The organism is Psychrobacter sp. UBA6291, assembly GCF_002439405.1.
Classification (GTDB): Bacteria; Pseudomonadota; Gammaproteobacteria; order Pseudomonadales; family Moraxellaceae; genus Psychrobacter; species Psychrobacter faecalis.
This window is the reverse complement of sequence record NZ_DJUD01000022.1, coordinates 97,233-120,902: the sequence shown is the minus strand read 5'-3', so window position 1 is coordinate 120,902 and position 23,670 is coordinate 97,233. Positions and strand designations below refer to the sequence as shown.

Genomic DNA, 23,670 nt, shown 5'->3' with positions numbered 1-23,670 from the left:
CGGTTTTTTAACCGTTATCTTACATTTTATTGTTAGTTTTCAATTAACTGTCTTCACCTAAGAAGCCGCCACTTTGACGCTGCCATAAACGCGCATAAACGCCATTTAACGCCAGTAGTTCATCATGACTGCCTTGCTCGATGATACGGCCTTTATCCATGACCACCAATCTATCTAGCGCGGCAATGGTCGATAATCGATGCGCAATCGCAATCACAGTTTTGCCGGTCATGATATCGTTTAGGCTTTCGGTAATGGCAAATTCAATCTCAGAATCAAGTGCACTGGTCGCCTCGTCCAGTAACAAAATCGGCGCATTTTTTAGCATCACGCGTGAGATAGCGATGCGCTGACGTTGACCGCCAGAGAGCTTAACGCCGCGCTCGCCGACTTGGGTATCAAGACCGGTATTGCCTTTATCATCGTATAAATCTTTGATAAAGTCCCACGCTTGCGCTTGCTTAGCAGCTGTAATGATTTCCTCATCGGTTGCGTCAGGACGACCGTAAGCGATATTTTCGCGCACAGTACGGTGCAATAACGAGGTATCTTGGGTGACCATACCGATTTGCTGACGCAGCGATTCTTGGGTAACTTCGTCAATCGCTTGCCCGTCGATATAGATTTTCCCTTTATCAACATCAAAGAAGCGCAGGAGTAGATTAACCAAAGTTGATTTACCAGCGCCAGAACGCCCAACCAGACCGATTTTCTCGCCCGATTTGATATCTAAGTAAAAGTTATCTAATAGCTTAGCGTATGAAGTTCCCGCTGCAGAATCCGCAGCAGGAATAGCAGCATCTTCATTCATGTTATCTAAAGGCTTGTCTGATTTATGCTTGTTTAAACCTGTGGCATCGTCTTCGCCTTCATAACTAAAATCAACGTGGTCGAAAACGATATGACCATCGCTGACTTTAAGGATAGAAGCATTTGGCTTATCGACGATGGTTTGCGGGGCAGATAAGGTGCGCATCCCGTCTTGTACCGTCCCGATACTTTCAAACAGGCTAGCAGTTTGCCACATAATCCAGCGCGTCAGGCCATTTAATCGCAGCGCCATCGCCGTGGCAGCGGCAATTGCCCCAACACCAACAGCGCTTTGTTGCCATAAATAAATTCCGACACCGGCCGTACTACTGACCAAAATCACACTGATTAGGTGGGTTGATACCTCAAGGTAGCTGACCCAGCGCATTTGCGCATGGACCGTACCTAAAAACTGTCCCATGGCATTTTTGGCATAATCGAGCTCGCGGCGCGAGTGGCTAAACAGTTTGACCGTCATGATATTGGCATACGCATCAGTGATGCGGCCCGTCATTAACGCGCGAGCATCGGCCTGTACAATCGCCGTTTGTTTAAGTTTGGGAATAAAATACCACATCGCCAGCCATACCAAGACAAACCACACAATAAATGGAATCAATAATAAGCTGTCTAAATTAAATAAAATAATGCCAGAAGTAATGAAGTAAACGGCGACGTACATAAACATGTCGGTGACCGTCATCACGGTATCGCGCACCGCCAACGCCGTTTGCATCACTTTAGCAGAGACGCGACCTGAGAATTCGTCTTGATAAAACTGCATCGATTGCCCAAGCATACGCTGATGAAAACGCCAGCGCATCTGCATCGGGAAGACGCCTTGCAAGGTTTGGAAATGAATAAATGACGATAGGGCAATCCAAAGCGGACTTAAAATCATCACGGTCAGTATCAAAAGCAGCATATCGCCTTTTTCTGCCCACAGATTTTGCGGCGTATAAACGCCAAGCCAATCGACGATATTGCCAATCCACGCAAATAGCATGGCCTCGTAGATACCGATGCCAGCGGACAAAATCATAAATAGCAATAACCAACCGCGTAACCCTTTGGTACATGCCCACATAAATTTGAGCATACCTTCACGCGGTGAAGGCAGCGGCATAGGCGTCTCAGGAAAGGCGGGCAGACGAGTTTCAAAAAAGCGAAATAGAGCGTTCATAGGCAGTCAAAGAGCATTCATAGCAGTACGCCAAGATAAACGCCGTCAAGCGCTATCGTGAATCGTTACTTTTGTTATTAGGATTGCTGGTTATTTTAACAAAATTCGTCCTCATGCCTGCATGCTAATTGTAAGCTGAACAATCAAGCGCACAATAATTAGATTGCTGCAGATGAAATATTTTGTTACATTCCATCATTTCTTTTAGTTTATTGCTTTCCTTTATTTATACGTTTTAATAATCGAAAAATTGGCTAATGAATGAGCATTCTTTTACTCATACGAATAATAAACGCTTATGAACACGCAAAGTTGCGACTTAACAAGGATAAAGTTGATGATGTATCTCATAATAGCGGTGCTCTGTAGCGTCGCTGTTTCCGTACTTTTAAAAATATTACGCCAAAAAAATATCGATATTCTCCAAACCATCGTGGCGGGATATCCCGTGGCATTTCTATTAACTTGGCTGTTATTAAAACCAGATGTTAGTAGTATCGGCGCACTTGGCAATGCCTGGGGCATCATTATTGCGCTTGGTATCTTGTTGCCAGCAGTGTTTGTTATCCTTGGGCGGGCGATTGAATCGGTCGGGATGGTAGCAACCGATGCTGCTCAGCGTTTATCGCTTATCATTCCTATCGTTGCTGCTTTTTTATTATTTGGCGAAGTATTAACGGGTACGCGCATATTTGGTCTGTTGTTAGGATTTTTAGCACTCGCTGCTTTGGTTTATCGTCCGCAGCACGGGCTTATAAATAGCCAAGCAAAGCAGACGCCGCTTTGGTTATTTGGCGTTTGGCTCGGTTACGGCGTGATTGATATTTTGTTCAAACAAGTTGCCAAACAAGGCGCGGCGTTTCCTTTAACCTTATTTGTGACCTTTGGGCTGGCAGGTTTGCTGCTACTCGTTTACCTGCTTAGCACGCGCGTGCGCTGGCAGGGCAATGCTCTTAGCGCAGGATTATTACTCGGCGCGCTCAATATGGGCAATATCTATGCTTATGTGCGTGCTCATCAAGTATTGTCTGAGTCGCCAAGTATCGTCTTTACAGGCATGAACGTCGGCGTGATTGCGGTGGCCACCTTGATAGGGGTTGGGGTATTTAAAGAGCGCCTCAATCGTATCAATATCGTCGGTTTATTACTGGCGATTGGTTGTGTAGCGGTATTGTTTTTGCTTTAATCTTGCTACTGTGAAATGGGCAAAATTTTAACTTATCAACAATAGGCAGGTGGCATGTCCTATGATAAGGTAACTGACAGTCAGGCTCACACGGTTGAGGGCTGATTGACTTATTATAATAACGTTTGACCCTTATTAATTAGGATAGGATACCCATTCAATGGAATACGAAAAACAACTACAGCATATAAAAAATGGCTCAGGATTTATCGCCGCGCTTGACCAAAGTGGTGGCAGCACGCCAAAAGCATTAGAGAACTATGGCGTCAGCGGCGATGCTTATGACAATGACGAGGCGATGTTTGATTTGGTGCATGACATGCGCGCGCGTATCATGACTTGTGATGCCTTTGATAATGAGCGTGTGCTCGGCGCGATTTTATTTGAAGATACCATGGAGCGCGAGGTTAATGGCAAACCGACCGCCAATTACCTATGGGAAGATAAAAATATCGTACCGTTTTTAAAGGTAGATAAGGGTTTGGCTGAACACATGAACGGCGTACAGGTCATGCGTCCGATGCCCAATCTAGATTTGTTGTTGGATAAGGCAAAAAATTATCCGGTATTTGGTACCAAGATGCGCTCAGTCATTTATGAGCCAAGTGTCGATGGTATCGAGCTTGTCGTTCAGCAGCAGTTTGATGTCGCAAAGCAAATTCTCTCTAAAGGTTTTATGCCAATCGTTGAGCCAGAAGTGGATATCAACAGTAGCAAAAAGCATGACTGCGAAATCATCCTTAAAACCAGTATTTTGCACAATCTTGAGCGTTTAGACGATGATCATCAAGTGATGCTAAAACTGACTTTACCTGAAGAAGACGGATTTTATCAAGAGCTGATTGATCACCCAAAAGTGCTAAAAGTAGTGGCGCTATCAGGTGGTTATAGTCGTCATGACGCCTGTGAAAAATTGAAGCAAAATCCCGGTATGATTGCGAGCTTCTCGCGTGCTTTTACCGAAGGCTTAAGTAAGCAACAAAGCGACGCAGAGTTTGCTGATACGATTAATACTTCTATTAAAGAGATTTACGAAGCATCAAAGATTTAATCTACTATAAAGATAAAACAGTTTGAAATAAAAAGCGCTACTTATGAGTAGCGCTTTTTTGTGAATTAAGCATTAACGTTAATCGCTTAAGCTTCTTTATACAACTGGCGACCCTCGGCATGATATTTTTCGGTCATCTTTGCCATACCTTGAGCAATCTCAGTTGCACTCATGACGCCTGCGCTTAGATTTTCTTTTGCATCTAAACCTTTAGCATACTCACGTACGTTTTGAGTGATTTTGATCGAGCAAAACTTCGGTCCGCACATCGAGCAAAAGTGCGCCGACTTATGGGCGTCTTTTGGTAACGTCTCGTCATGATATTCACGCGCCGTATCAGGGTCGAGCGCCAGATTAAACTGATCATCCCAGCGGAACTCAAAACGCGCTTTGGACAAAGCATTGTCACGTGCTTGTGCGCCCGGGTGGCCTTTAGCAAGGTCGGCAGCATGAGCGGCGATTTTATAAGTGATGATACCGTCTTTGACGTCCTTTTTATTTGGTAGACCTAAATGCTCTTTTGGGGTTACATAGCAAAGCATTGCCGTACCGAACCAACCAATCATCGCCGCACCAATGGCGCTGGTGATATGGTCATAACCGGGAGCAATGTCAGTCGTCAAAGGCCCTAAGGTATAAAAAGGGGCATCGGCGCATAGCTCAAGCTGCAAGTCCATATTTTCTTTAATACGGTTCATCGCTACGTGCCCAGGACCTTCAATCATCACCTGCACATCGTGCTTCCAAGCGACTTTGGTTAGCTCGCCAAGGGTACGTAGCTCGCCAAATTGCGCTTCGTCATTGGCATCTTGCAAACAGCCCGGACGTAAGCCATCGCCTAAGCTAAATGCCACATCATACTGCTTCATAATCTCGCAGATATCTTCAAAATGCGTGTATAAAAAGCTCTCTTTATGATGGGCCAAACACCACTGTGCCATGATAGAGCCGCCACGCGAGACGATGCCCGTCAAGCGATTTGCCGTCAGCGGTACATAACGTAGCAGTACGCCAGCGTGAATGGTAAAGTAATCAACGCCTTGCTCGGCTTGCTCAATCAAGGTATCGCGGAATATCTCCCACGTTAAGTCTTCGGCAACGCCATCGACTTTCTCTAAGGCTTGATAAATCGGCACCGTACCAATTGGCACTGGCGAGTTACGAATCAACCATTCACGGGTCTCATGGATATGATTACCAGTCGATAAATCCATAATGGTATCGGCGCCCCAGCGTGTTGCCCAGGTCATTTTTGACACTTCTTCATCGATAGATGAGCCGAGCGCTGAATTGCCGATATTGGCGTTAATTTTCACCAAGAAGTTACGCCCGATAATCATCGGCTCAGATTCAGGGTGATTGATGTTGTTGGGGATAATGGCGCGACCAGCGGCCACTTCATCACGGACAAACTCAGGGGTGATGATTTTTGGCGTATTGGCACCGAAGCTCTCGCCGTCATGCTGGCGCATATCGGTCAGTTCATGCTGTTTTTGCGTCTCACGAATGGCGATATATTCCATTTCAGGGGTAATAATACCGCGACGCGCGTAATGCATTTGCGTGACGTTCTTTCCTGCTAAGGCACGACGTGGTTTATCGATATGCGCAAATCTTAAATTAGCGGTACTGATATCACGGGCGCGCGCTTGTCCGTATGAGCTAGATAAGCCACTTAATTGCTCGGTATCACCGCGCTCAGCTATCCAGCCTTCACGCAATTTGGGCAAACCACGGGTCAAATCAATGTCGGCATTGGGGTCGGTGTAAACACCAGAAGTGTCATAAACATAAAATGGTGGGTTTTGTTCCCATTCGGACTCGCTTACCCCTTGTATGGGGGTAGGGTCAAGGGTAATCTCGCGCATCGGTACTTGGATATCGGGCCGTGAGCCCCCGATATAGACTTTTTTAGAAGCGGGTAAGATACGGTGTAAGTCGCGGGCGTCTTCTTCAAAGCGAGCATCATTGGCGGTACGATGGGCAGGCGTTTTTAGGGCGTCGGCTTTTTTGTCAGAAGTTTTGGCAATAGGAGTTGAAGTATTTTGTGTGAGGTTCATATGCTGTCCTAGCGTGTTGGTTTTTGAATAAAAGCAACACCGCCAGTAGCTGCGGGGTAAGACGATGCAAGATAGACAAATTCAATCATCAAACACGTGCACTATTCTTAAATTCAACTTTCATTGAAAATGAATCTAATGCGGTTGTTAAATGATTGGTAGGCGCCGCTTTTTATTGCTTGCCTCATGGCCGCGTAAAAACGCTAGCACATGAAGTATGAGCAATAATAAAAAGGCATTTCTGCGCGCCCTTTGTATATAAAACATAGTCTTAAGACTTCCCTGCGTCGGTACTAACCGCATCAGGTTCGGCGGGTGATCTCTCAGCGAATGTATGAAATAGCTTATAAACTAAGCTTGTCATACACCGCACCCCGAGTCTGTCAGTGTTGTAAATCAGTCTTATACTAACAAACTATAGGGATGATGCCTAGTCATTTGCCGTTTGTTAGTAGAGAGGCAATCTTGCTGTTATTAATGTAATCACTGTCTTTTAATCAATGACAGTTTTTCAATTAATGACATTCTTTTTAATTAATAAAAATTATCATGCGTATTATTTTTCTGGCGTCCAACCTTGAGCGCGCTCATAGTCTTCGTTGTCCAGAAACTTTTCGCGTTGCTCGGTTAAGAACTTTTTGGCTTCAGGGTCCATCATGCTGAGATGGTTTTCGTTAATCAGCATGGTTTGCTGCTCAAGCCATTCTTTCCAAGCTTTGTCAGAGACGGTTTCTTGTAGCTCTTGACCTTTTTTATTAGGAAATGGCGGATGCGGCATTTTTGGCAATTCTTGCTTATATTTGCGGCAAAAAACGGTATTGGCTTGTGGATTAAAAGTCTCAGTCATCAGGCAATCCTTATTAATTAGGGGTATTAAATTATTGTCTCGAATATTGGTATTCATCTATCATAACGCGCTTGCACGATTTAGCAAAGCGTATCAGGTGTAGAGAAGGTAACATCAAATCTATAGTCGGCGTACTTTTAAACCGCTACGGTGTTGCTCGCCCTAGATGTACTCAGTGTACTATCTGCGGTAGATCGCCTTGTAGCGATTTTAAAATTCCTTGACTATATCCAGTGCTGGCAAAATCAGGCATGACAAAAAAACACCCGCACAATGGCGGGTGTTAGAGAAAAGCGCTGGTTTTAAAGCACAGTTTTATTGCTAGCTTCAACTTTAAAAAGGCTTTTAAGCAAAAACTTTTAGGCGCGCGCGTCCATTAACCACTGCCTGTTTGACTTGATTTGGCGCGGTACCGCCTAAATGGTCACGAGCGGCCAATGAGCCTTCTAGCGTTAGATAGTCAAAAACATCATCGCCAATAGCAGCGCTAAACTGCTGCAACTGCGCCAATGACAAATCGCTCAAATCAACACCCTCGCGAATACCCAAAGCAACGGCATTGCCGACCACTTCATGGGCATCACGGAAAGCAACACCGCGGCGAACCAAATAATCAGCCAAATCGGTCGCAGTTGCATAGCCTTTCAGGGTGGCAGCGCGCATGTTTTCCTTATTCGGAGTAATATTCGGTAGCATATCGGCAAAGGCGAGTAGCGAACCCGTCAAAGTATCGACGCAATCAAATAGCGGCTCTTTATCTTCTTGGTTGTCTTTATTATAGGCAAGCGGCTGACTTTTCATCAGGCTAAGCAGCGTCATTAGTTGGCCAAACACACGCGCCGCTTTACCGCGTACTAACTCTGGCACGTCAGGGTTTTTCTTTTGTGGCATGATAGATGAGCCAGTACAAAAGCGATCTGGTATCTGCACAAAGTTAAATTGCGCTGACATCCATAGGATAATCTCTTCGCTCATACGCGACATATGCATCATTAAGATAGAAGCCGCCGAGGTAAACTCAATGGCAAAGTCACGGTCTGAGACAGCGTCTAAAGAGTTTTGGCAAATACCGTCAAAACCTAGCAATTTGGCCGTGATGGTACGATCAATCGGAAAGGTTGTACCAGCAAGGGCAGCACTACCAAGCGGCATCTGATTGATACGGCGACGGGCATCGACCAGACGCTCGGTATCGCGGTAGAGCATCTCAAACCACGCCATCACGTGATGACCAAAGCTCACAGGTTGTGCAGTTTGCAAATGGGTAAAACCCGGCATGATGGTATCGGTATGCTGCTCAGCTAAATCTAGTAAACCGCTTTGCAAACGTACCAGTAGCGCGATGATATTGTCGGTTTCTTCACGCAACCATAGACGAATATCGGTCGCAACCTGATCGTTACGGCTACGGCCAGTATGTAGTTTCTTACCAACCGCACCGACGATATCCGTCAAGCGCGATTCGACATTCATGTGCACGTCTTCAAGCGCAATCGACCAGTTAAAGTCCCCAGCTTCAATCTCGCGCAGCACTTGCTGTAAACCATCGATAATGGTTGCAACCTCATCAGCACTTAAAATGCCGCATTCTTTCAGCATGGTTGCATGGGCGATTGAGCCTTGAATGTCATGACGAGCAAAGCGTTGGTCAAAGCCGACAGAAGCGGTAAAGGCGGCAACGAAGCTATCAGTCGCTTCACTAAAGCGCCCGCCCCACATCTGCTGACCTTGACCACCTGTAGCGCTTTGCGGCGCAGGAGTGTTGGTTATAGAAGCATCTATGCTAGAATCAGGAGTAGATGAATTTTTATTTGAATTAGGATTAATACTATTTGAAGAGTTGGCGTTCATATCGGTACAAGACAAGTCAAGAGAATAAGAACTCAAGTATAGCAAATGATGAGGTTGCCTTGCTAGCGGAGCGCTTAGAGTTTTTTATGCCCAAGCTCATGGAGATGATGAAGCCTTGGCAATGGCTGCTGGCAATCTTTTTTTGGTCGCTGTTTGTGGCGATTGTCGATCGTCATAGCGTGGTTAATGAGATGCAGTTTATTATCAAGTTTATGGCAAGATTCATTCAAACCAGCTTGGCCTTGATTCCTTCTTTTTATCTCATCGATTATCTACGTCCAGTTTTTAAAGGCTTACGCGTAACGACCGTCAGTATGTATGTTTTACTCATTTTGACCACTGCCACGGCGGTGACCGTCGCGTTGGCCTTGCTCATTATGATAAACGCTGGCTGGTTTAACTATAACTTGGCGGATTTTATCTCAATCATTGTGTTTAATACGGTGATAGCCGCCGGATTTACCGTTGCCGCCTTGTTGTTTTTTTTAAGGCGTTATCGTGAGCTAAATGCGCTAAAGCACTCATTTGAGCAAAAATTGAGCGCCCAAAATGATGTGTTAAAAGCTCGCCTAGCGCCGCATTTCTTTTTTAATACCATCAATACTTTGATGTCGCTGATTGAGTCTGAGCCGCAGCGCGCCGCTATTTTATTGCAGCACGTCTCAGCGCTATTTCGTGCCAGTTTTAATGGCGCGCGTGAGATCAGCTTTGAAGAAGAGATTGCCCTGTGTGAGCATTACTTGGCTATTGAATCCATCCGCTTAGCAGATAAATTGGTAGTAAACTGGCAATTGCCAAAAGAAGACGTCATGTATGACATGGTGATTACGGCGTTAACCTTACAAAGCGTGATTGAAAAAATGTTGGTGAACGTCATTAGGATGACCACCGAAACCATTTATATTGATATAAAAGTCACTTGGTTGCAGCATCGGGTCGACATTACCATTAGCGTGCAGCTGCCGAAAAAAACCTTGTTGATTAACCATGACTTACGCCAACATATGGATTTTATGATTCAGGCGCAACGTCTGCGCGCCTATTTTGGTCAAAGTGCCGACATTCAAAGCAGTATAACGAATAAACAAATTCTTACTAATATTAGCTATCCGCTGCAAGATGTCAGTTTATAATCCTTTCTTTCTTCCTTTTTAAAACGTTTTCCCTAAAAATTTTTTCTCTAAATTGTAAGCGTCAGTCATTTATTACAAAGCATTTATCGTGGCATATTTATTGCACCGTCTAAGCTGTTATGCAGGGCTAAAGCATTTAAACGGCAAAGTTAGATTCGTGGCTTGCACAAGTATGGCAGTTGGTTTATAACTTAAGTAGGGAGTTGCATTCTTACTAAGGGATGAGTGTTAAAGATTGATAGGTTATTAATACTTTAAAAGATTTATAAGTAGGCACTTATAAAGGAGTTTGAATGCGGATTGTTGTTTGTGATGATGAGCCCTTAGCTCGCGAGCGTTTGGTTAGAATAGTCAAAGAGTCAGGTCATGAAGTGGTTGCCCAAGCAAAAACGGGTATAGAGGCCATTATCGCCGTAAAATCTGAGCAACCAGACATTATATTGCTCGACATTCGCATGCCAGAGATGGATGGCGTGGAGTGCGCGCAAGAGCTTGCAACGTTAAACCATCCACCCGCCATTATCTTTGTCACGGCGTATGACCATTATGCCATCGCGGCGCTCAAAGCCAACGCCATCGGTTATTTGTTAAAACCTGCCAATAAAGATGAATTACTAGAGGCGTTAAAAAAAGCCACCAATCTCAATGCGGCGCAATTAAACGAGATTCGCAAACTTGAGAATCCAACTGCGCGCCCAGTGCGCGAACATATCGTCGCGCGTACCCATCGCGGTGTGGAGCTGATTGAGCTCAAAGACATCTACTATTTTACCGCCGATCAAAAGTATGTCAAAGTACGCCACAAAGACGGCATTGTACTCATTGATGATACGTTAAAAGAGCTTGAGCAAGAATTTGAAGGCAAATTGTTTCGCGTCCATCGCAACGCCATTATCAATATTAAATATCTAGATTTTTTAGAAACACTCGATGCCGGACAGTTTCAGCTGCACTTTAAAGGTATTGATGAGACATTAGCGGTCAGTCGCCGCCATCTACCGGCTTTACGTGAAAAAATTCAAAATATGTAGCGACAAACTGTCTACAGTTAAACCATCCTAGAATACACTAAGCAGCAAACGCAGTAATCTGTTGAAATAATCCTGCCATATCATCAAACCCTTATTTATGCTTAAATAGGGGTATTTTTTTGTAGCACTCAGTTTAAAGACATTTAACGTTTATATTGAATACTATAGTGAGAGAAAAGTAATATCAATGCATCACGCACTGCTGATATCAATTTTTCTTGCTTGCTGTGCCTGCGCAGACAGAGGCTACAAAAAATTGATATCAGCAATACCGTAGCGTTTTTAGGGTATTTTGACTATACATTCGCATTATTGTAAAGATACTGAATCCTTCGTTGTTGAGCGACCGTTGTTGAGCAATTGTCGTTAAGTAACTGTTATTCACCAACGCGATTTTATATCGAATCTATTGAGGCCTTTTATGAGCACCATGCAGCAACCTGCTTTGACTACCTTAAATATTGCTACCCGCCAAAGTCCATTGGCATTATGGCAAGCGGAGCATATTCGTGACCGCTTACTGGCGCTGTATCCTGAGCTAACCATTAACCTGCTAAAAATTGTCACCAAAGGCGATAAGATTTTGGATACGCCGCTGGCTAAAATTGGTGGTAAGGGTTTGTTTGTTAAAGAGCTCGAGCAGGCGTTATATGATAAACAGGCAGATATCGCGGTACATTCTTTAAAGGACGTGCCGATGGAATTACCAGAAGGCTTGACGCTTGGTGTTTATTGTAAACGCGCTTCGCCAACCGATGCCTTTGTATCGAACACTTATCATAATATCGATGAATTGCCACAGGGCGCAGTGGTTGGTACCGCAAGCTTGCGTCGTCAATGTCAAATCAAAGCCTATCGCCCCGATTTGCAAATCAAGACCCTGCGCGGCAACGTTGGTACGCGTTTAGGTAAGCTTGATGCCGGCGAGTATGATGCTATTATCTTAGCAACCAGTGGTTTACAGCGTATCGAGCATGACGAGCGCATTCGTAGTGAGCTGGATATTGATGTTTGCTTGCCAGCCGTTGGACAAGGAGCACTTGCGATTGAATGCCGCGAAGGTGACGACGAGGTTTTAAAATTATTAGCACCGTTAAACGATGACAAAGCTCGTATCCGTCTTATCGCTGAGCGTGCATTAAACCGTCATTTACAAGGCGGTTGCCAAGTACCGATTGCCGCTTATGCGGTATTACAAATGGCTGATGCAGACGACGATAGCAGTAGCAAAAACAATGGCCAAAACGGTAATAACGACAATGGTAATGTATTATGGCTACGCGGCCGCGTCGGTCAAGAAGACGGTAGCGAGCTACTCAAAGCTGAGAAACGCTTAACCTTAACTGGCAGTCAAGTCGAACAAGAAGCGCAAGCCAATCAATTAGGTATTGAAGTCGCTGAGATGCTACTAGAGATTGGTGCGGGTGATATTTTATCAGCGATTTATCAGTCTAAATAAAGCGTAAAATAAATTACCTTTAAGTGGCATAACAATAAAATGTCGCTAGCCATTTACGCATAAAGTCGCTGCAATGACTGTATGCGTAAGCTCACTTTTTAACTTCTGTCACGGTATGTTTATGTCTTGGTCATCCTCTGAGTCTACTGCTTCAAACCAAACCATTAATAAGCCAGCATCGCTGCCGCCAGTGGTCATCAATACGCGTCCAGTTGAACGTGCGGCGCCGCTGACCAATCATTTGCAGGCGGCAGGATTTTCAGTAGTTGATATACCGATGTTGACCTTAGAGGCGCGGCCAACGACCAAGCAAGACATGGTATTGATGCGCCAATGGTTTGCCGGTGATTATCAAGCGCTCGTTATTGTGAGTCCGACAGCGGCAGCTTCTGGCTTAGCCGTTTGGCAGGCGCTTGAACATGAGCGCCAAGCTCAGCTGGTTGAGGGAGCTAATAGCGCGCAACAGGACGCTAGCCTTAAAGGTTTAAAAGCACCAAGCCATCTGATAGCAGTAGGAGAAGCCACAGCAGCGGTATTAAATGACACAAAACTCGATGCGGCGAATTATCAAGTATTGCAGCCTCTGATTGCTAATAATGAAGGGATGTTAGCGATGCCAGAAATTGACAGCCTGCAGGCTGGTGATAAGCTGTTGGTATGGCGCGGGCTTGGCGGACGGCGTTTATTGGTCAATACCTTACAGGCGCGCGGTGTCCATATCGATAGCATCGCTTGGTATGAGCGCAAAATGCCTAATGATGCTATGGCGCAGTATAAAGAATGGTACGCCCAGTATCTTAGCCAAAAGTCTGAGCAGCCAAAACCTATCGTGATTGTCAGTAGTGGCACGGCGTTTGAGCATTGGCAAGCGATTGTTACAGAGGTGGCAGCACAGGATTTAGGGCAAAAAGCAAATCCAGAAAAGCCAAACCATGCGCCGCTGCAACTCAACGATTTTGCTTATGTCGTACTAGGCGAGCGCTTAGCCAATATGGTTGCTGGTCAGGATTTAAGTTATTGGCGCGTGGAAGATTTGGCGCCCGAAACCATTGTTGCGGCAATCCGTACACCGCTAGTTGGTTGCAGTTAAAAAACACTTCCTTTTCTCAAGCCATTTATTTTATATTTGCTTAAAAAATTATTCACCAACGGTGCTGCCTTATGTCCATGAATTCTGACTCGTTAGCTAAGGAGCCTTCTGCTATTCAGCAGCGCCGGCAAGCAAATATGTTTTTGGTACGTTTGCAATGGCTGGTCATATTATTGCTTATTGCTGCTCTGCTGTGGTTGTTTATTAGTCAACAGCGCTTTGAGCGCAGTATAAATGAGCGCTTGCAAAGTAATGAGCAAGTCGTCAGCCGCCTAAATGAGATGGACGATCGCATCTTTGTGATGAGTCAGCAGACGCTGCCAGAGCCGCGCGTCGCTGCTAATAGCCAAGCGCAAAACCAGCTTGATTTGTTGCGCATTCAGATACAGGCGGCCGATAGATTATTGGCGGATAATAATGAGAGTGCGGCGATTGAGTTGTTGCGCGGTCTGCATTGGCAACTGTCTCAAAGCAGTAATGAGGTTGCCCCTGCGCTTACCGTGGTAATCAAGCAAAGTTTGATGAAAGACATAGAACGCTTGCAAGCAAGAAGCTCGCAGCCGAGTCCTTGGCAGCTACAAAACTTAGCCATTCAAAATATCCAAGCGTTTTTGCATAGTTATGAGCGTCCTGCTCGTGCAACTAACGCGTCTAATGCTAGCGCTAACGATGTCGGCGTCACCCGCAAAGAGCTTATCATTCATGAAGTGATTATGACTTTAAACCTTGCCAGTCAAGCAAGCAATATGCGTGAAAAAGATCAGCTGATTGGCTATCTGCGTCAAGCGCGTAAACAGCTACAAACTCTAGTAGATACGTCTGCGTCAAAATCCGCTACCGATAATAAAAACGCTCAAACAACGAGCAACGCAACTTCTAAAGATAAAGATCAAACCAAATCTGCCCCTCATAATATCGCAGAAGTTGTTGACTGGTTAGATCGACTGATTGCCACGGCGCCACAGCCAACGCCATTATTGACCACGCAAATTTTAGATAAGCCTAAGCGTTAATTGTCGTTTTTGAAATTCTATAAAAAAATAAGAGAAATGCAGTGATGAGTGCTTTTGAACAACACACAAACGCAAATAATAATGGCGTAGATGATAGCCGTCCTAGCGAGCTAGCGCATTATCCAATCATTCATCAGCAGCCGATCCATTGGGGCGAAATGGATGCCTTTAATCATCTAAATAACGTGGTCTATTATCGTTATGCGGAGTCAGCACGGATTGGCTATCTGCAAGCGCTAGGTATGTTTGATGGCAGTATGGTGACAGTATTAGCGCAATCAAGCTGTCAGTATTTACGCCCGGTGACCTATCCCGATACGTTATTATTAGGCGTGCGTTGCCAGCGCTTGGGCAATACCAGTATCGTGATGGAATATAGCTATTATAGCTGTGCTCAAGAGGCGATTGTCGCGATCGCTGATGCCGTTATCGTCCGTTTAGACAGTGAGGGTAAGGATAAATTGCCGTGGAGCAATGAGGAGCGTGAGCGGTTATTGAAACTAGAGGCAAAATTTAATCATACGCCCGAACTTTAAAAGATTTAAAAACTTTGAAAAGTCGGCCAAATTATTAAGTATCAATATCATTAAAACGATACCGTTATAAATAAAAAGGCACGCTAAATAATATTAGCGTGCCTTTGTTATGTTGCTGTACTTTTTAATTTCTAGGCTTTATTCTTGCTTAGGCGCATGAATAAAGTCTACTACATTTAAATCAAAACCTGACAGCGCATAAAACTTCATCGGTGACGACAGTAAGCGCATATCACGCACGCCCAAATGACGTAAAATCTGTGCGCCAACCCCGATGCTGCGATAAGGCTGCTGAGCGATGGTAGACATGGACTGATTTTCAGCCGCTTTATCCAGCGCCTCTCCCAAGTCAATCGGCTGATGATTGCCGATCCAAACCAACACGCCGCGCTCTGAATTGTTTATTTCTTCTAGGGCTGAGCGTACGCTCCAGCCGCTACGACCAGTGGTGTCATTCTTCGCCGCAAACAAGTCACGTAAAGGATGGAAGCCATGTACACGAACGGTACTGATACCTTCGCTGACATCACCTTTTACCAAAGCCAAATGAGTTTCGTCTGCGCCAAACTCGCGGAAGCGATGCAAGGTAAACGTACCGTATTCGGTCTCAAACGGATGGGATTCGACTTCTTCGACCGTTTGCTCATTGGCAATGCGGTAGTTAATCAAATCGGCAATCGTCCCGATTTTAAGACCATGCTCTTTGGCAAATATCTCAAGGTCATCACGGCGCGCCATTGTGCCATCGTCTTTGATGATCTCAACGATAACGGCTGCTGGCTCCAACCCAGCTAAACGCGCCAAATCACAACCTGCTTCGGTATGACCAGCACGGTGCAGGACGCCGCCATTTTGTGCCATGATTGGGAAAATATGCCCAGGCTGGACGATATCTTCTGGTTTTGCTGAAGAAGACACTGCTGCTTGAATGGTACGTGCGCGGTCAGCGGCAGAAATACCTGTGGTCACGCCTTCAGCCGCTTCAATAGAAACGGTGAAGTTGGTGCTAAATTTTGCCTCGTTGCGGTCAGACATTAGCGGCAATGCCAGCTGTTGGCAGCGCGCTTCTGACAAGGTTAAGCAAACCAAACCACGCGCGTGGGTAATCATAAAGTTGATATCATCAGGGCGCACGTGGGTCGCGGCCATGATGATATCGCCTTCGTTTTCGCGATCTTCGTCATCCATCAAGATGACCATTTTACCAGCACGAATGTCTTCGATAATCTCAGGAATCGTATTTAAACTCATAGGAAGTCTCAATATTTTATTATGTATAGATGGGTTTGATGATAAGGTTAAATTATTATTTGTCTATTGTAGCAGCAGAGGGCGTCAAGCGCTGTTGTAAAGCATGGCGTGGCTTAATAACAGCCATATAAATAACAGCAATAAGCAAAAAAATTGCTGCGCTCAATTGACTTGTATATATCATTATGAGGCTATTTTAACGCTTTTCATCCTACTGTGCTGCGTCATCTTGCCAGTATGTCCATTAATCGCTTAAAAATAGCGATAAGTATTATCAATGATGCATGCAAATATGCTGTTATTCATTACTAGCCGCTTGACCCTTTAGCCAGTCCATAAACTGCTTGCTGTGCTGCTCGCGCTGATTGTCCGCAAATTCATAAAAACTTGTGCCGATTAAATTGTTCGGTAGATAGCTTTGCGGATAATAATGATTGGGGTAGTCATGGGGATAAGTGTAGCCTTCACCATAACCTTGATTGCGCATCAATTTGGTCACGCCATTACGCAAATGCAGCGGTACAGGCGAGGCGTCTTTTTCTGCCAAGGCCATTGCCGCATTGATGGCTTTATAAGTGCTGTTACTCTTGGCGCTGGTCGCCAGATAAACCACCACTTGCCCCAAGATAATGCGCGCTTCTGGCATGCCGATAGACTGTACGCTACGCAGTGCAGCATCGGCAAGGAGTAGGGCATTAGGATTGGCATTACCAATATCTTCGCTGGCTAAAATCACCAAGCGCCGTGCGATAAAATCAGCAGGCTCACCGCCAACTAGCATCCGCGCCATCCAATATAGCGCCGCATCAGGGTCGGAGCCGCGTACAGATTTTATCATGGCCGAGATGATATCGTAATGCTGCTCGCCATCTTTATCGTAGCGCACCAGCGCCGTCTGAGCGACCCGAGCGACCAATTCATCATTGATAATTAATGGCGATTGTTTGCTATCTGCCGTTTGAATGGCAAGCTCTAATAGATTGAGCGCTTTTCTGGCATCACCGTGTGCCAATTGGCTAATTGTCTCTTGTGCCTGCAAATCAACTTTTAGGTTTTTAAGAATATTATCTTCTGCTAGCGCGCGCTGCAATACGGCGCTGATTTGCTCAGGCGTCAGCGGCTCTAAACGATACACTTGGCAACGCGATAGCAGGGCGTTATTCACACTAAACGACGGGTTTTCAGTCGTCGCCCCAATTAACGTAATATCACCTGACTCTACCGCCCCAAGTAACGCATCTTGCTGCGCTTTGTTAAAGCGGTGAATCTCATCGATAAATACCACCGGCGATTCAAAACTTAACGAGTCTTTTGTTTCTAGCACTTCACGTAATTGCTTCACGCCCGTATTTAATGCCGATAACGCATGAAAAGGTCGGCCAACCGCATCAGCCAATAGCATCGCGATGGTGGTCTTCCCAATGCCTGCTTCGCCATGCAAAATAATCGACGGCAGGTGCCCTTGCTCAACCAAGCGCCGTAACGGTGCGCCTGCTGCTAACAGGTGCTCTTGTCCAATAATAGCGTCGAGCGTTTTTGGGCGCATACGCTGAGCAAGGGGCGTATCGGCATGAAAACTGGGTGGCATAAAAATCTCTATTATCAATTAAACGACTGTTTTTTTTGTATTGTTGTGACTATAGCTAGGCTAACGCAGATTTACGTTAATAAAAGTCAGCTAAGTGTACAGCTTATGTCTTAAAGGCTTTGTTTTAAGCAATTTCGACCTTATTAATGGTTTATCAGTGATGACCAATCATGTTATGACAAATTATCAAATATAAAACGAGCAACCAATACGAGGTAAGACATTTATGCTGTCGCTATCTGCTTTCAAGCGTTTATTTAAACGCGCTGAGTCTCTTCGTGCTAGGCCTCTTAATGCTACCAAGCAGCGTTCGCGTCAGCTGGCGGCTGGAGAGATAGCACTGGCTCGTTCGGTGTTTGGTGATAGTATCCGGCTTGAGCAAGTTCAGCTAAAAACCGCATGCTGGGTACTAAAAAACTACGCTGTCAGTCCTAATGGTAATATTTATTTCCACCCGGACGACTGGGTCACAGATTTTAGCCAATCATCATTGGGTAAGCAAAGCTGGCTTATTCATGAATTGACCCATGTGTGGCAATTGCAGCAAGGTCTTAAAGTCGTGCGCGGTGCTATGATTGATCGCCGCTATGATTATGTACTTGCCGCTGGCAAACCTTTTTTCAACTATGGTATTGAGCAGCAAGCACGCATGGTACAAGATTATTTTATCAGTCGGCAGCAAGGTCGCGATTGTCAGGGTTTTGAAAGTTGTATTCCATTTTTAGCGACACAAAAAATCGATAAAAGCCATGACCATAATAGAACCCGCGACGAACATAAAACTCATGAGACATTTAAAGTTTAGTCTTTCTTTTATCCTATGATATTTATATGATGACTGAACCTTTTTATAATAACAAGCTGCTAAACATACAGACAAAATAAAGTAGCTAGTAGCCCCAGCATATAAGCGCACTGCTTTTAATAAGGATGAGAACTCGGATGTTTAAAAATTTGCTCGTAAAGCCTGATGGTGAGACTCATCATACCTATATAAATACAAGGTTGCTAAATGAAGCAATTATGCTGCCGCGTACGCGCTCCTTGCTAGCGGCCGCCATGACTGGAATTTTATTGCTAAGCGGCTGTCAGCAGCAAGCAGAAGCACCAGTAGCTGATAATAGTCAACCCAAAGAAAAAACCAGCGTAGAGGACAGTCAGCCGATGCGTAAAAGTGACTCCGCTGCTGCGCGCATAGAGCAATTTCAACCCTTGTATCTCGCGCAAGCGAAAAGTTTACAGCAGCGTCTACAAGCTGAATATGAATCGCTACAAGCGGCAGATGCCTCAGACAGTGGCAATGATTTGTTGCCAGATAATACCTCTGCTGCGTCAGTAGACAATGCTAAGCCGTCTAATACCCCTAATCCAGCTGCAAATACTAACGATTCTGAGCAAATAGCAAAATCAACTGCTACGAATTCAGCCGCTGATACGGACAATAGCAATAGTGAGTCAGACGTTAGCAATGACTCTGAAGTTGACGCTAATGCTACTACGGACGCGAATATTAATACCAGTACCGAGGTTGGCGAGCGCGATTTAACGGTGCTAAAACGTATCAGTCTTGAGCCGCGCAAACCTGTGATGTTGACAGATGAGCAGATTATAGAAAGCTATCAGCAAGCGATAGAGGCGCTTTATCAACCTGTGACTACGGCGCTTAGTGCAGAAGAGGTTGATACCTTGATTAACATTGCCACCTTGACGCCGCAGTTATTTGAACATGCAGAAATCGCTGGTCGACTAAGTGCAAAAAGTCCGGCGCTGGCGCGTTTGATTATCCAGCATCAGGTTTGGGAGCAAATAGAAGCCCAACAGGTCATGGATATGCAGCAAATGAAAATTGACCAACAGCAAGAGTTTGAGAGACTGATGGCAAAATTTAATGAAACCATCCAAGGTTATGATGAGCAAATTGCAAAATATGAGCAGACCTTAAAAGAATTTCAATAAAGAATAAGTAGTCATCATTTTATTGAATTTAGACCATAAAAAAATCCCGCTCAGTCGCGGGATTTTTTATGCTGCCAATAACAGCTTACTATTTGCGGTCTTCAACTTTAATGAAGTCGCGATGCGTCTCACCAGTATATAATTGACGTGGGCGACCGATTTTGAACGGAGCGCTATGCATCTCTAACCAATGGCTGATCCAACCAGAAGTACGCGCCAGTGAGAAGATGACGGTAAACATTGACGTTGGGATACCGATGGCTTTAAGTATAATGCCCGAGTAGAAATCAACGTTTGGATACAGGTTACGCTCAACGAAGTACGGGTCTTCTAAAGCGATTTTCTCAAGTGCCATAGCAAGCTCAAGCTTAGGATCATTGATACCCAATGCACCCAATACTTCGTCACAAGTTTCTTTCATGACTTGTGCGCGTGGGTCAAAGTTTTTGTAAACACGGTGACCAAAGCCCATCAGTTTTACTTCACGGCTTTTCACTTTTTCCATAAATTCAGGAACGTTTTCTACCGAACCAATTTCATCTAGCATCTCAAGGACAGCTTCGTTAGCGCCGCCATGTGATGGACCCCAAAGGGCGGCGATACCGGCAGCGATACACGCATAAGGATTGGCACCAGTAGAACCTGCTAGACGTACCGTAGACGTTGAAGCGTTTTGCTCATGGTCAGCATGCAAAGTAAAGATTTTGTCCATCGCGCGAGTAATCACGTCATTGGTTTCGTAGTCAACATCAGCAGGGGTTGCGAACATCATGTATAAGAAATTTTCTGCGTAATTAAAATCATTACGTGGATACATGAACGGTTCGCCTTGCGAGTATTTATAACTCATCGCTGCAAGCGTTGGCATTTTAGCGATTAGACGAATAGCGGTGATTTCACGGTGTGCTTCGTTGCTGACGTCTAAGTTGTCATGATAAAACGCTGATAAGGCACCAACGACACCAACCATAATCGCCATTGGATGCGCGTCACGGCGGAAACCTTCAAAGAATTTACGTAATTGGTCATGAACACCCGTATGTTTACGAACCTTTTCATAGAAATCTGCTTTTTGCTCAGCATTTGGTAGATCACCATGAATCAGTGCATACGCCACTTCTAAGTATTCAGCATTGTTGGCTAACTGGTCGATAGGGTAGCCACGGTGTAATAACTCACCTTTACCGCCATCAATGTAAGTAATCTTAGATTCAACAGGAGCGGTTACTTTAAAACCTGGGTCATAAGACCAAAAGCCTGAATCTTGTAGAGCAGCAATATCGATAACTGGACGCCCTAAAGTACCTTCAATAATAGGAAATTCGTATTCTTTACCATTTACGCTTAATTTGGCATTGTTGTCAGCCATAAACTGCTCTCCATTGTTTGTAACTTGTTAGAATAAAAATATATCGACGCATACCCTCGCGTCTTCACTAGTTAAACGGTCAAAAAAATTTAACCCATTTAATATGCAGGCTATATTAGCAGTAATTACTGAGGTTTTGAAAAGACTTTTAGCAATAATGTCTGTAATAGGTGTGCATTAGTCGTACTAAACGACTGTAAACTTTGTATCAAAATATGTCTATTTGGTAATTTAGCCGCATGTCCGCTGTTTACTTCTAAAATAATGATTCTCATTAACATTATAAAAATTAACACCTTATCGCAAAATAAACACTTTTACTATTTGCCCCAATGGACCATGCGATAGACAGAGTATGAGTAGCCGACAGATTGTTTGGGGTCAAAAGGTGATTCTGACACACCAATACTAATAAATTCGTCTTACCAATAGCTAGCTTTTTGTTAAATAATCACCGATAACCACTATTTAGGGGATAAATTTGTAATTATGACGCAGTCATTTTATAATTGGAGGGATTTAACTGGCACTAGCTTTGCGCAAATGGATAGGTTGCTCTGATAAAACCACTGGTAAAGCCCAGCTTTACTGAGACTTTTTGATGATTGACTGTTCGGTTAATAGACCAAAACCCGACTTATCGTTTAAATATTCTTGTTAACTGTTCTATTTTTAAATAGTCAACAGTGAAGTTTGCCTTAATAAAAGATGATACTCTACAGACGATATTATGGCGTTATCTTTTTTGTTGATGCAACGTCGTAAAAATAGAATAGTTAATCGATTTATCCCACATTATGAACTCCATATAACTTCTTTATTTTGCATAAAGGGTGTGAATGATTTGTCATAAAAAGGGATTGTCACTTCAGTGAGCGATAGGGAAGTCTATAACCACTTTATAAATGGAAACTACCCAAATAGCAACTAAATAAACAGTCGCTATGGGCATAGATTTTATTTATAGAGTTTATCTGAACGTCAGATAAATAAGACTTATCGACCTTGCATATTTAGCGCAAATGAAACGACGTCAGCTAGCCCTTCCTTACTTTATTCATCTCATGTGTTGCTTGCCGCTTGTAGAATAGTATTGATAAATAGTATTCATATAATGCGTTGATAGCTGATACAGGAGTATAACCGCAAAAAGGATGCCCGCTGTGAAAAGCAACCGACCTATTAATCTGCCCTTAAGCCAAGTGATTAGCGTTAACCGCTCACCGATTGCAATTGCTTCTATCTTGCATCGTATCTCTGGCATTGTTTTATTTCTACTTATCCCAGTCATGCTGTGGTTATTACAGAACTCTTTGGCATCGCCTGAGAGTTTTGAAACCGTGTTTGACAATGTCTTTATTCGCTTTTTAGCGTGGATTTTCGTCGCCGCCATTGCTTATCACTTCGTGATGGGCGTGAAGCATTTATTTGCTGATAATGGTCAAAATGAAGAGCTACAATCGGCGCGTATGGCGTCTGTTGTCAGCTTAGTGATTGCAGCGATTTTAATTGTCGCGTCATTTGTATGGGTGATGTTCTAATGATAAAAAATGATTCAGGAATCAAAAGCGCCACCGGTCTAACAAGCTCAGGTACCCGTGATTGGATGGTCCAACGTATCAGTGCAGTCATTCTAGCCGTCTACAGTGTGGTGTTGCTGGGCTTTTTCTTAACCCATGGCAATGTAACCTTCATTGAATGGTCTGATTTTATGACCAGTTTACCGATGCGTCTGTTCAGCTTGTTGGCTATTTTGGCATTGGCTGGTCACGCGTGGGTCGGTATGTGGACGGTATTTACCGACTATATTACCTCTGGCAAAATGGGTGAAAGCGCGCCTAAACTGCGTTTATTTTTACAAACATTGATGATTATCGCTATTTTAGTCTTCCTATTTTGGGGCATTATGATTTTTTGGGGTAACGGCTTCGGTGTTGTTGCTGTTTAACTTTTTATCATACCGGTAAATATTTATTCATCGGCTATTTATAAGCGTAGTATTAGCAGCCATATATCGATGAATAATAACGGATGAATCTAACCGCCTTTATAGCCTTACTGATTTAAAAGCATTTAGATGAAAAAATCCGTTAGTAGCCAAAATAGACAGAGCCAATCATAGCGTTGGGTATTTCTCAATTTAACTTATCACTGATACCAGTGCATTATTAAGCAGTTGCATGACAGTTAGACCGATAGTTAAATAAACAGATAAGCCCAATATAACGATAGATATGCAATTTAAGTGGTCAAAAG

General features: G+C 44.2%; 19 protein-coding genes and 1 riboswitch. Of the genes, 12 read left to right on the top strand and 7 right to left on the bottom strand.

What is annotated here, in order from left to right:
• Window positions 1–43: 43 nt before the first annotated feature.
• Window positions 44–1,993 (bottom strand): ABC transporter ATP-binding protein, encoded by a 1,950-nt coding sequence (locus B3R91_RS03140; RefSeq protein WP_286796458.1) that lies wholly within the window; start codon window positions 1,991–1,993, stop codon window positions 44–46.
• Window positions 1,994–2,330: 337 nt separating this feature from the next.
• Here B3R91_RS03140 and B3R91_RS03135 point away from each other — a divergent pair, with 337 nt between their 5' ends.
• Both B3R91_RS03135 and B3R91_RS03130 read left to right on the top strand, forming a co-directional pair.
• A complete protein-coding gene (locus B3R91_RS03135) occupies window positions 2,331–3,179 on the top strand; it encodes an EamA/RhaT family transporter (RefSeq protein ID WP_286796457.1) in 849 nt (282 codons plus the stop codon).
• Between the two features lie 160 nt (window positions 3,180–3,339).
• Window positions 3,340–4,230, top strand: coding sequence for a fructose bisphosphate aldolase (locus tag B3R91_RS03130; protein ID WP_286796456.1), 891 nt, complete (start codon window positions 3,340–3,342; stop codon window positions 4,228–4,230).
• Between the two features lie 86 nt (window positions 4,231–4,316).
• On the opposite strand, the gene thiC is transcribed toward B3R91_RS03130, so the two are convergent.
• From thiC to argH, 3 genes are all read right to left on the bottom strand, one after another.
• On the bottom strand, window positions 4,317–6,290 hold the full coding sequence (gene thiC / locus B3R91_RS03125) for a phosphomethylpyrimidine synthase ThiC (protein WP_286796455.1): 1,974 nt from the start codon (window positions 6,288–6,290) through the stop codon (window positions 4,317–4,319).
• Between the two features lie 262 nt (window positions 6,291–6,552).
• Window positions 6,553–6,677, bottom strand: a riboswitch (TPP riboswitch).
• 169 nt (window positions 6,678–6,846) lie between these two features.
• Window positions 6,847–7,137 (bottom strand): oxidative damage protection protein, encoded by a 291-nt coding sequence (locus tag B3R91_RS03120; RefSeq protein WP_068407860.1) that lies wholly within the window; start codon window positions 7,135–7,137, stop codon window positions 6,847–6,849.
• A gap of 345 nt (window positions 7,138–7,482) precedes the next feature.
• Window positions 7,483–8,856: an argininosuccinate lyase gene (gene argH / locus B3R91_RS03115; protein WP_286796539.1), complete on the bottom strand. Its 1,374-nt coding sequence runs from the start codon at window positions 8,854–8,856 to the stop codon at window positions 7,483–7,485.
• Window positions 8,857–9,074: 218 nt separating this feature from the next.
• Here argH and B3R91_RS03110 point away from each other — a divergent pair, with 218 nt between their 5' ends.
• From B3R91_RS03110 to B3R91_RS03085, 6 genes are all read left to right on the top strand, one after another.
• The gene (locus B3R91_RS03110; RefSeq protein ID WP_286796454.1) at window positions 9,075–10,121 is read left to right on the top strand and encodes a sensor histidine kinase; all 1,047 of its coding nucleotides are present in this window, start codon (window positions 9,075–9,077) and stop codon (window positions 10,119–10,121) included.
• Window positions 10,122–10,414: 293 nt separating this feature from the next.
• Entirely contained in the window at window positions 10,415–11,152 is a 738-nt protein-coding gene (locus B3R91_RS03105; protein WP_068407854.1) for a LytR/AlgR family response regulator transcription factor, read from the top strand.
• A gap of 421 nt (window positions 11,153–11,573) precedes the next feature.
• Window positions 11,574–12,611 carry a hydroxymethylbilane synthase gene (hemC, locus tag B3R91_RS03100; RefSeq protein ID WP_286796453.1) on the top strand — a complete coding sequence of 346 codons (1,038 nt, stop codon included), beginning with the start codon at window positions 11,574–11,576 and terminating at the stop codon, window positions 12,609–12,611.
• A gap of 121 nt (window positions 12,612–12,732) precedes the next feature.
• Window positions 12,733–13,701, top strand: coding sequence for a uroporphyrinogen-III synthase (locus B3R91_RS03095; RefSeq protein WP_286796452.1), 969 nt, complete (start codon window positions 12,733–12,735; stop codon window positions 13,699–13,701).
• A gap of 71 nt (window positions 13,702–13,772) precedes the next feature.
• Window positions 13,773–14,714: a hypothetical protein gene (locus tag B3R91_RS03090; protein ID WP_286796451.1), complete on the top strand. Its 942-nt coding sequence runs from the start codon at window positions 13,773–13,775 to the stop codon at window positions 14,712–14,714.
• A 44-nt stretch (window positions 14,715–14,758) separates the two neighbouring features.
• Window positions 14,759–15,250, top strand: a complete 492-nt coding sequence (locus B3R91_RS03085; protein WP_286796450.1) for an acyl-CoA thioesterase — start codon at window positions 14,759–14,761, stop codon at window positions 15,248–15,250.
• Window positions 15,251–15,388: 138 nt separating this feature from the next.
• Here B3R91_RS03085 and ribBA read toward each other — a convergent pair whose 3' ends face one another.
• Both ribBA and B3R91_RS03075 read right to left on the bottom strand, forming a co-directional pair.
• Window positions 15,389–16,501: a bifunctional 3,4-dihydroxy-2-butanone-4-phosphate synthase/GTP cyclohydrolase II gene (gene ribBA / locus B3R91_RS03080; RefSeq protein ID WP_286796449.1), complete on the bottom strand. Its 1,113-nt coding sequence runs from the start codon at window positions 16,499–16,501 to the stop codon at window positions 15,389–15,391.
• A 298-nt stretch (window positions 16,502–16,799) separates the two neighbouring features.
• On the bottom strand, window positions 16,800–18,089 hold the full coding sequence (locus tag B3R91_RS03075; protein WP_286796448.1) for a replication-associated recombination protein A: 1,290 nt from the start codon (window positions 18,087–18,089) through the stop codon (window positions 16,800–16,802).
• A gap of 229 nt (window positions 18,090–18,318) precedes the next feature.
• Here B3R91_RS03075 and B3R91_RS03070 point away from each other — a divergent pair, with 229 nt between their 5' ends.
• Complete coding sequence (locus B3R91_RS03070) at window positions 18,319–18,894, top strand: type IV secretion protein Rhs (protein WP_414707502.1); 576 nt, start codon at window positions 18,319–18,321, stop codon at window positions 18,892–18,894.
• A gap of 137 nt (window positions 18,895–19,031) precedes the next feature.
• On the top strand, window positions 19,032–20,045 hold the full coding sequence (locus tag B3R91_RS03065; protein WP_286796446.1) for a hypothetical protein: 1,014 nt from the start codon (window positions 19,032–19,034) through the stop codon (window positions 20,043–20,045).
• Between the two features lie 88 nt (window positions 20,046–20,133).
• Here the strand turns inward: B3R91_RS03065 and gltA are convergent, their stop codons facing one another.
• Window positions 20,134–21,414 (bottom strand): citrate synthase, encoded by a 1,281-nt coding sequence (gene gltA / locus B3R91_RS03060; protein WP_191691304.1) that lies wholly within the window; start codon window positions 21,412–21,414, stop codon window positions 20,134–20,136.
• 1,154 nt (window positions 21,415–22,568) lie between these two features.
• Here gltA and sdhC point away from each other — a divergent pair.
• Entirely contained in the window at window positions 22,569–22,955 is a 387-nt protein-coding gene (gene sdhC / locus B3R91_RS03055) for a succinate dehydrogenase, cytochrome b556 subunit (protein WP_082894375.1), read from the top strand.
• Window positions 22,956–22,957: 2 nt separating this feature from the next.
• Complete coding sequence (gene sdhD, locus B3R91_RS03050; RefSeq protein WP_102077800.1) at window positions 22,958–23,362, top strand: succinate dehydrogenase, hydrophobic membrane anchor protein; 405 nt, start codon at window positions 22,958–22,960, stop codon at window positions 23,360–23,362.
• Window positions 23,363–23,670 lie beyond the last annotated feature (308 nt).

Excerpts from the sequence above, each read along its gene's own strand:
- sdhC (WP_082894375.1), top strand. The coding sequence starts at position 22,569 with ATGCCCGCTGTGAAAAGCAACCGACCTATTAATCTGCCCTTAAGCCAA.
- B3R91_RS03140 (WP_286796458.1), bottom strand. The coding sequence starts at position 1,993 with ATGAACGCTCTATTTCGCTTTTTTGAAACTCGTCTGCCCGCCTTTCCT.
- B3R91_RS03110 (WP_286796454.1), top strand. The coding sequence starts at position 9,075 with ATGCCCAAGCTCATGGAGATGATGAAGCCTTGGCAATGGCTGCTGGCA.
- B3R91_RS03135 (WP_286796457.1), top strand. The coding sequence starts at position 2,331 with ATGATGTATCTCATAATAGCGGTGCTCTGTAGCGTCGCTGTTTCCGTA.
- thiC (WP_286796455.1), bottom strand. The coding sequence starts at position 6,290 with ATGAACCTCACACAAAATACTTCAACTCCTATTGCCAAAACTTCTGAC.
- gltA (WP_191691304.1), bottom strand. The coding sequence starts at position 21,414 with ATGGCTGACAACAATGCCAAATTAAGCGTAAATGGTAAAGAATACGAA.
- B3R91_RS03065 (WP_286796446.1), top strand. The coding sequence starts at position 19,032 with ATGTTTAAAAATTTGCTCGTAAAGCCTGATGGTGAGACTCATCATACC.
- B3R91_RS03130 (WP_286796456.1), top strand. The coding sequence starts at position 3,340 with ATGGAATACGAAAAACAACTACAGCATATAAAAAATGGCTCAGGATTT.
- B3R91_RS03075 (WP_286796448.1), bottom strand. The coding sequence starts at position 18,089 with ATGCCACCCAGTTTTCATGCCGATACGCCCCTTGCTCAGCGTATGCGC.
- B3R91_RS03105 (WP_068407854.1), top strand. The coding sequence starts at position 10,415 with ATGCGGATTGTTGTTTGTGATGATGAGCCCTTAGCTCGCGAGCGTTTG.
- B3R91_RS03090 (WP_286796451.1), top strand. The coding sequence starts at position 13,773 with ATGTCCATGAATTCTGACTCGTTAGCTAAGGAGCCTTCTGCTATTCAG.
- ribBA (WP_286796449.1), bottom strand. The coding sequence starts at position 16,501 with ATGAGTTTAAATACGATTCCTGAGATTATCGAAGACATTCGTGCTGGT.
- B3R91_RS03085 (WP_286796450.1), top strand. The coding sequence starts at position 14,759 with ATGAGTGCTTTTGAACAACACACAAACGCAAATAATAATGGCGTAGAT.
- B3R91_RS03095 (WP_286796452.1), top strand. The coding sequence starts at position 12,733 with ATGTCTTGGTCATCCTCTGAGTCTACTGCTTCAAACCAAACCATTAAT.
- hemC (WP_286796453.1), top strand. The coding sequence starts at position 11,574 with ATGAGCACCATGCAGCAACCTGCTTTGACTACCTTAAATATTGCTACC.
- argH (WP_286796539.1), bottom strand. The coding sequence starts at position 8,856 with ATGTGGGGCGGGCGCTTTAGTGAAGCGACTGATAGCTTCGTTGCCGCC.
- B3R91_RS03120 (WP_068407860.1), bottom strand. The coding sequence starts at position 7,137 with ATGACTGAGACTTTTAATCCACAAGCCAATACCGTTTTTTGCCGCAAA.